The organism is Paracoccus bogoriensis, from assembly GCF_019431455.1.
In the GTDB taxonomy this organism is placed as follows: Bacteria; Pseudomonadota; Alphaproteobacteria; order Rhodobacterales; family Rhodobacteraceae; genus Paracoccus; species Paracoccus bogoriensis.
This window is the reverse complement of the sequence record NZ_JAHYSR010000017.1, coordinates 62,964-70,765: the sequence shown is the minus strand read 5'-3', so window position 1 is coordinate 70,765 and position 7,802 is coordinate 62,964. Positions and strand designations below refer to the sequence as shown.

At 67.5% G+C, this 7,802-nt stretch carries 7 protein-coding genes, 1 tRNA gene, 1 pseudogene and 1 riboswitch; of the genes and pseudogenes, 3 read left to right on the top strand and 6 right to left on the bottom strand.

The window, feature by feature from the left end; all coding sequences use genetic code 11:
- Positions 1-490: pseudogene (locus tag KY389_RS09925) on the top strand (integrase core domain-containing protein); the annotation flags it as partial.
- 242 nt (positions 491-732) lie between these two features.
- On the opposite strand, the gene KY389_RS09920 reads toward KY389_RS09925, so the two are convergent.
- From KY389_RS09920 to KY389_RS09905, 4 genes are all read right to left on the bottom strand, one after another.
- A tRNA-Arg gene (locus KY389_RS09920) sits at positions 733-809 on the bottom strand.
- Between the two features lie 68 nt (positions 810-877).
- Positions 878-1,624, bottom strand: coding sequence for a triose-phosphate isomerase (gene tpiA, locus KY389_RS09915; RefSeq protein WP_219830774.1), 747 nt, complete (start codon positions 1,622-1,624; stop codon positions 878-880).
- A gap of 71 nt (positions 1,625-1,695) precedes the next feature.
- Positions 1,696-2,070 carry a HesB/IscA family protein gene (locus tag KY389_RS09910; protein WP_219830773.1) on the bottom strand — a complete coding sequence of 125 codons (375 nt, stop codon included), beginning with the start codon at positions 2,068-2,070 and terminating at the stop codon, positions 1,696-1,698.
- Positions 2,071-2,170: 100 nt separating this feature from the next.
- The gene (locus KY389_RS09905) at positions 2,171-2,527 is read right to left on the bottom strand and encodes an SUF system Fe-S cluster assembly protein (protein WP_219830772.1); all 357 of its coding nucleotides are present in this window, start codon (positions 2,525-2,527) and stop codon (positions 2,171-2,173) included.
- A 122-nt stretch (positions 2,528-2,649) separates the two neighbouring features.
- Between KY389_RS09905 and tgt the strand changes: the two genes are divergently transcribed.
- Both tgt and KY389_RS09895 read left to right on the top strand, forming a co-directional pair.
- Entirely contained in the window at positions 2,650-3,783 is a 1,134-nt protein-coding gene (gene tgt / locus KY389_RS09900) for a tRNA guanosine(34) transglycosylase Tgt (RefSeq protein WP_219830771.1), read from the top strand.
- A gap of 167 nt (positions 3,784-3,950) precedes the next feature.
- A riboswitch (FMN riboswitch) is annotated at positions 3,951-4,083 on the top strand.
- A gap of 71 nt (positions 4,084-4,154) precedes the next feature.
- A complete protein-coding gene (locus KY389_RS09895; RefSeq protein WP_219830770.1) occupies positions 4,155-4,625 on the top strand; it encodes a 6,7-dimethyl-8-ribityllumazine synthase in 471 nt (156 codons plus the stop codon).
- On the opposite strand, the gene KY389_RS09890 is transcribed toward KY389_RS09895, so the two are convergent.
- Positions 4,607-6,259, bottom strand: a complete 1,653-nt coding sequence (locus tag KY389_RS09890) for a glycerol-3-phosphate dehydrogenase/oxidase (RefSeq protein ID WP_219830769.1) — start codon at positions 6,257-6,259, stop codon at positions 4,607-4,609. The genes KY389_RS09895 and KY389_RS09890 overlap by 19 nt on opposite strands.
- Positions 6,256-7,749, bottom strand: a complete 1,494-nt coding sequence (locus tag KY389_RS09885; protein WP_246588062.1) for an FGGY-family carbohydrate kinase — start codon at positions 7,747-7,749, stop codon at positions 6,256-6,258. Before KY389_RS09885 ends, KY389_RS09890 begins: the two co-directional genes overlap by 4 nt.
- Between the last annotated feature and the right edge of the window lie 53 nt (positions 7,750-7,802).

The window sequence follows — 7,802 nt, the reverse complement described above, 5'->3', positions numbered from 1 at the left end:
TCGCCCTGATCGCCGACACCAGCATCTCGGGCGACCGCGTCACGCGGGAGTTGGACGCGCTGGTGCGGCTCTATGGCGGGCCCGCAAACATCGTCACCGATCGAGCCATCGAGGCGCCATCGGTTCGAGCCCGATGGCGAGGGGCACCGAATTCACCAGCAAGGCCGTCCTGAAGTGGGCCAAGGACAACGGCGCCCAGTGGCATTACATCGACCCCGGCAAGCCGCAGCAGAACGCCTTCATCGAAAGCTTCAACGGCAGTCTGCGCGACGAATGCCTCAATGAGGCAATCTTCGACAGCTTGGCCGGCGCCCGCCGCAAGCTGGCCCTATGGCGCTACGACTACAACAACGCCAGGGCACATTCCTCGCTTGGCGGAATGCCTCCTGCAGAGGCGCGCCGGACGCTTGAGCAATCTGACTGCTCCGCGCCCGGCGCGCTTGCCCAACCCGAAACCGGCCACTATCAGTCCCAAGGACTCTCGATATGAACGAGGAACGACCGGGGGCAGGTCAATTCCATTGTGCATCGTAAGAATGTGTGAGGCCTGCGTAGCCCTTGGGGTCTCTGCGCATTTCGGGCCATATGGGATTCGAACCAGATTCACGGGCCAACTCGGACGATCCAGACCGCAAGCCTCCCTCTGCTCCATGTTTGGAGCGTCGGGGGAGCCAACGGACATCGAAACGCGTTAGCCGCAGCCAGACATTAGCCACTGCTCGTATCGGGAAGTGGCGCACCCGACAGGATTCGAACCTGTGGCCTTCGCCTTCGGAGGGCGACGCTCTATCCAGCTGAGCTACGGGTGCCTGTCGGGTTAGATACAGGCGCGGCAGGTTCGGTGCAATGGCGAAATGACCCCGCCGCGCCGAAGCTGTCAGGCGGCGGATAGTGCGGCCACGATGGGACCGAAATCGGCGGCCTTGAGGCTCGCCCCGCCGACAAGCGCGCCGTTGACATGGGGGATGGCGAAGATCCCGGCCGCATTCGAGGGTTTGACGCTGCCGCCATAGAGCAGCGAGATATCCGCGCCGTCGGCCAGGGTCTTGGACAGATCCGCGCGCAGCAGGGCATGGACCTCGGCAATCTGTTCGCTGCTGGGGGTGCGGCCGGTGCCGATGGCCCAGACAGGCTCATAGGCAATCACGGTGTTCGCGGCGGTCGCCCCCTCGGGTAGCGAGGCCGCCAGCTGCCCCGCGATCACGTCCAGCGTCTGTCCCGCATCCCGCTCGGCTTCGGTCTCGCCAAGGCAGATGATTGCGACAAGCCCGGCCTCGTGTGCGGCGCGGGCCTTGGCGGCGATGGCGCCGCTGGTCTCGCCATGATCGGCGCGGCGTTCGGAATGGCCAAGGATCACATGGCTTGCGCCCACATCAGCCAGTTGCGAGGCGGCCAGATCGCCGGTATGCGCGCCCGAGTGACTGGCGTGGCAATCCTGACCGCCAACCTTGATGCCGCGCCCCGCGATACGGCTGGCCAAGGCATGGATCAGGGTGGCAGGGGGGCAGATCAGCACATCGCAGGAGGGCGCGGGATGGGCCTCTGCCAAGGCTTCGACCTCGGCCAGAGAGGCCAGAGTGCCGTTCATCTTCCAGTTGCCTGCTGCCAGTTTGCGCGGTGCCATGTCGTTCCTCCGTGTGACTGCCAGAGCAGTAAGCGGAGCGGCAGGGCCGCGCAACAGCCTTGTGGCCGGGGTCAGTCTTGTCCGGCGCGGCTGCCTTCCAGCGGTTCGAAGCGCACGGATTCGCCGCAGCCGCAACTGTCGGTCACGTTCGGGTTGCGAAAGCGGAAGCCCGAATCCAGCAGGCCGGTTTCGTAGTCGATCTCGGTTCCGAACAGGAACATCTGCGCCATGGGCGCGATCAGCACGCGAGCGGCACCCTGTTCCACGACCTCTTCGGCAGGGCCTGCGGCCTCGGCCAGTTCCATCGTGTATTCCATGCCCGCACAGCCGCCTTTCTTCAGCCCGATCCGCAGCCCGAAGGCACCCTTGCTGGCCATCAGGCGGGCAATCTGCGCCTCGGCGGCGGGCGTGATGGTCACGGGGGCAGTTCCGGGCAGGGCGAACATGGAGCGTTCCTCAGGCAATGTCATGCATGAGATAGGCGCAGCGGGGTCGCCGCTCAAGATGCGTAGTCTTGCGATCCCCGCCAGTGGCAGGGATTGGGGATCACATGAAACCCAGTTCCAGCCGGGCCTCGTCCGACATCATGTCCATGCCCCATTGCGGCTGGAAGGTCATCTCGACATCGACCTGCCTGACGCCCGGCACGGCCTCGACCGCGTCGGCAACCCAGCCGGGCATCTCGCCCGCGACCGGGCAGCCGGGGGCTGTCAGGGTCATGATCACCTTGACCGCGGCCTCGTCATTGATCTCGATCGTGTAGATCAGACCCAGATCATAGATATTGACCGGAATTTCCGGGTCATAGACCGTCTTGCACGCCTCGACGATCGACTCGTAGAGCGGGTGGTCCGTGCTCGAGGGCGCAATCAGCGGCGCGCCTTCCATCAGGGGTTCGGTCATCGTGTCTTCCTTCAATTCCGACTGTTTATATAGGGCGGCTCTCGGCCCCGGTCCAGAGGTGCGCGCATTGCGTCCCCGCGCCACCGGGGCTAAAAGCCACCGCTTGCAGAAGGTTACGCCAGATGAACAGCACCCGCTTCGGATTCACGCTTCACGCCACCGACGGCAAGGCGCGCACCGGTGTCATCGACACGCCGCGCGGCCAGATCCGCACCCCGGCTTTCATGCCTGTGGGCACCGCGGCCACGGTCAAGGCGATGCTGCCCGAGAGCGTGGCGGCGACAGGGGCGGATATCCTGCTGGGCAATACCTATCACCTGATGCTGCGCCCCACGGCCGAACGGGTCGCGCGGATGGGCGGGCTGCACCGCTTCATGAACTGGCAAAAGCCGATCCTGACCGACTCGGGCGGGTTTCAGGTCATGTCCCTGGCCGGTTTGCGGAAACTGACCGAAGAGGGCGTGATCTTTTCCAGCCATGTGGACGGATCGAAGCACCATCTGACCCCCGAACGCAGCATGGAAATCCAGCGTCTGCTGGGCAGCGACATCGTGATGTGCTTTGATGAATGTCCGGCCCTGCCCGCAACCGAGGCCGAGGTCGCAGCCTCGATGCGGCTGTCGATGCGCTGGGCGCAGCGCTCGCGCGATGCCTTCGGCGACCGGCCGGGACATGCGCTGTTCGGCATCATGCAGGGCGGCGTCACCCGTGAACTGCGCGAGGAATCCGCGCAGGCGCTGCGGGCGATCGGCTTTGACGGCTATGCGGTCGGCGGCCTCGCGGTGGGCGAGGGCCAAGAGGCCATGTTCGGCGTTCTGGACTATGCACCGGATCTGTTGCCGCGGGACAAGCCGCGTTACCTGATGGGCGTGGGCAAGCCCGACGACATCGTGGGCGCCGTCCAGCGCGGCATCGACATGATGGATTGCGTCCTGCCCTCGCGATCGGGGCGGACGGGTCAGGCCTGGACCCCGCGCGGGCAGGTCAACATCAAGAACGCGCGCCACCAGGACGATCCGCGCCCCCTGGACGAGACCTGCACCTGTCCCGCCTGCACCGGCTATTCGCGCGCCTATCTGCACCACGTCTTTCGCGCCAAGGAGATGATCAGCGGCATGTTGCTGACCTGGCACAACCTGCACTATTATCAGCGCCTGATGGAAGGGCTGCGCGGCGCCATTGCCGAGGGACGGCTGGATGCCTTCGTCGCCGATTTCCACGCCAGACGGGCCGAAGGCGACATCGAGCCGCTGTAACGCCGTCCTGGACAAGACGACAAGCGAACCCCTGCGGAACCCCGCCCCCGCCGCCTACATCGCCGCCGCCACCAAGTTCGTGAAGGACAACGACATCACGAATGTCGTTTTCTGCCGCGAGCCTGCCGCCAGGGCCTTGGCGGGAGCCTCGGGAACGCCTATCCTGCAAGCGTTCTCAGGGCGGGGTGCAATTCCCCACCGGCGGTCACAGCCCGCGAGCGCCTTTCCCGTCGGGAAAGGGTCAGCAGATCCGGTGAAATTCCGGAGCCGACGGTATAGTCCGGATGGAAGAGAACCGTGGCGGGCGTCCCGATGCGCCCGCCGTGGTATGCCTTGGGGGCCTGACGCAGCTAACGCAAGGTTCCTGAAAGATGACCAGATCCCCTCGTATCGCCTTCATCAAGGCCCGCTGGCACGCCGATGTCGTGGACCGCGCGCATGACGGTTTCGTCGCCGAGGCTGCCGGCCTGATGCCCGGCGCCCAGATCGAGGCCTGGGATGTGCCCGGCGCCTTCGAGATGCCGCTGCTGGCCAGGAAGCTGGCCCGGACCGGCAAATATGATGCCGTGGTCGCGGCGGCGCTTGTCGTCGATGGCGGCATCTATCGGCATGATTTCGTGGCGCAGGCCGTGGTCTCCGGGCTGATGCAGGCGGGCATGGAAACCGGCGTGCCGGTCTTCTCGGTCTCGCTGACGCCGCATAACTACCAGGAGACCGAGCTTCTGACCGGCTTCTACCGCGAGCATTTCGTGAAGAAGGGGGCCGAGGCCGCCCATGCCGTCGCGCAGATGCTGGCGGTCGAGACCCGTCTGGCCCGCCTGGATCAGCCCGAGGCGGCCTGATCCATCCGCAGGCGGTGCCGCATCAGCAGCATCGCCTGCGTCTGCCGCAATTCGGCCGCGCGATGCGCGTCGTCCCAGCCCAGCGCCTGCGCGCAGAGTTCGGCGGTTCGCTTCAGATCGCGCGCCGAAAGCCGCCCCGTCACCGCCAGCGCCGTGCGGCGCATGACCAGATCGGCCAGCGTGCCGACCTGTTCGTTGCGGATGATCCAGTCCAGTTCCTGTTCGCTGTGATCGCTGGCTTCCAGCATCACCGGCGTTGCCCCTTCGGCCGCCAGGATGGCCCCGGCCGTCGTGCCGTAGCGCGCCAGAAGCTGGCGCGCGCGGGCGGGCGCGGCAAGGGTGCGGCGGGCCGCATCGTCGCTCCACGCGCCCGCATCGGCCGGGTAATCGCGGCCACCGCCGATGGGCAGCAGCGCGGTGTCGCGGCGGCGCGTGACGCCGAGCCGCGCCATCAGGTCATCGGCAACCTCGGCGGCAAAGCCCCGAAAGGTCGTCCACTTGCCGCCCACCAGCGAGATGATGGGCCAGCAGCGCGCGCCCTCGGGGGCGATCTCGGGGGCGGAATGGTCGCGGCTGATCAGGCCGGGATTGGCAGCATTCGAGGCGGGCAGGGGCCGGATGCCCGAATAGGCATAGACGATCTGGCTTTCGTCGAAACCGAGACCCGGCAGCAGGCCGCGCAGCGCGTCGAGGAAATAGGCGATCTCGGCATCGTCGCAGGCCACCTCGTCGGGATCGTCCGCGCGGATGTCGGTCGATCCGACCAGCGCCCGGTCCAGATAGGGAAAGACCAGGCAGATGCGGCCGTCATCGGCCTCGAAATAGACCATCCGGCCGTCCAGCGCGGCCAGCAGTTCGGGATGGTCCAGCAGGATATGCGAGCCCTTGGTCCCCCCGATCAGCCGCGAGGGCGCGCCGAGCGCCGCGTTCACCCGGTCGATCCAGGGGCCCGCCGCGTTCACCACGATGCGCGGGCGCAGGGCCAGCGGCCCGGACGGGCCGTCGAAGCGGATCACCTGACCATCCGTCCCGGCCAGGGTCGTGTGGTTTCGCGCCAGCGCCCGCGGATGGGCGCCAAGCCCGTCCGCGATCAGTTCCCAGACCAGCCGTTCGGGCAGTGTCACCGCCGCGTCGTGATAATACCCTGCCGCCCGGATGCGCGGCGTCAGGGGCGGGATGTCGCGCAGCGCGCGGGCCCGTGACCACAGCTGATGGCGCGGCATGACCCGGTGGCGGCGGCCGTAGAAGTCATAGATCGCCAGCCCCGCCTTGATCAGCAGCGCACCGCGGCTGCGGGGGGCGGTGGTCGATCCCATCAGCGTCCGCAGCGCTGGGCCGATGCCGCGCAACCACGAGAAGATCGGGATCACCGTCGGCAGCGGCCTGACCAGATGCGGCGCGTTCTTCAGTAGCAGATTCCGTTCCAGCGTCGATTGCGCCACCAGACGCAATTCGCCGGTTTCCAGATACTTGATGCCGCCATGGATCAGCCGCGAGGGCGCCGCCGAGGTGCCGCCGCCATAATCGCCCTTGTCGATGATGGCACAGTCGATTCCCTGCTCGCAGAGGTCGCGGAAAAGACCGGCCCCATTGATCCCCGCGCCCAGGATCAGCACGTCGATATCGCGGATCATGGGGCGCCCAAGGCCTCGATCCGGGGCCAGAGCGGCGTCAGTGCCGCCGCCAGATCGGTCAGAACGGCATGGCGTGCGGCCAGATCGGTGGCGCGGTCAGGGTCGGGATGATGGGTCGTGCCAGCCTGGGGGCGCGGATCGTGGCGGGGCGATGCGAAAAGGCCGACGCCCGCCCCCGCGCAAAGCGCTGCGCCCCAGGCGGCGGCCTCTTCGACGGGCGAGGTCGTGACGGGCATGTCCAGCGCATCCGCGAAAAGCTGGGCCAGCACGGGCGCGCGCGAGATGCCTCCGGTCAGGCGGGCGTGGCGGGGGGCAAAGCCCTCGCGCAGGGCCTCGACATGGTGGCGGTGGTTCAGGGCGATCCCCTCGACCACCGCGCGCAGCAGGGCGGGGCGATCCTGCCAGCCGCGCAGACCGAAGAAGGCGCCGCTGGCTTGCGGGCCATGGGGCGAGCCGAAGAGATAAGGGAGAAAAAGCGCGGTCGAGGGGCGGCTCAATGCGGTCTCGATCTGCGGGATGGCCTGAAAATGCAGCGGTGTGCCCGAGCCGTCATCGGCGCCAAGATTGTCCAGGAACCAGTCGTAATTCGCGGAAGATGCTGGCGAAATCGACATGGCGTTCCATTCGCCGCGGGCGATGCCGTTGCGGCAGAACCAGCGCGGATCTGTCCGCGGCTGACGGGTGACGGTCTCGTTGATCGAATAGGTCCCGGCGACGATGGCGACGATCCCTTCGCCGTAGCCGCCCGCGCCAAGCGCCGAGGCCGTCACGTCATGCAGCCCCGCCGCGACCGGCGTGCCGGGCAGAAGGCCGGTCATCGCGGCGGCCTCGGGCGTCACATGGCCCACGATCTGGTCGGGCAGCGCAATCTCGGGCAGAGGCAGGGGGCCAAGGCCGAACAGGTCCGGGATGTCGGGCGCGTAGTCCTGGCTCTGCATAGCGGTAAAGGATGTGCTGGCCTCGGTCAGGTCGGTGCCGATCCGGCCTGTCAGGCACAGGGTCAGCCAATCCTTGCAGGCCAGCACATGGCCGATGGCGGCGAAGCGGTCGGGCTGATTGTCGCGGATCCAGGCGAGAAGCGCGGACGGGGCCGAGGCATGGGGCATCTGCCCCGTCCGCGCCAGCGCCCGCGCAGCGGTGCCGTCGCGCGCCCAGTTCTCGGCGACGCTGCCCGCGCGGCTGTCCAGCGACAGGATGCCCGGGCCAAGAGGCGCGCCCGCGCGGTCCAGCAGATAAAGCCCGTCGCCATGTGCGGTCGCGGCCACGGCGGCGATCCGCGATGCGGGCTGACCCGAGACCGCGATGGCCTCGGAGATGGCGGCGGCGGTCTGGTGCCACAGATCGGCCATGTCGCGTTCGACATGGCGCGGCTTGGGCATGGATTGCGCGACGCGCCGCCGGGCGGTGGCCAGAACTCGGCCCGAGGCGTCGAAAATCACAGCCTTGGTGACGGTCAGCCCGTTGTCGATGCCCAGCAGCAGCATACGCATTCCGGTTCCGTGAGAAGGGTCGGCGGCCGGGGCAGAGCGCCCCCGCCGCCAGA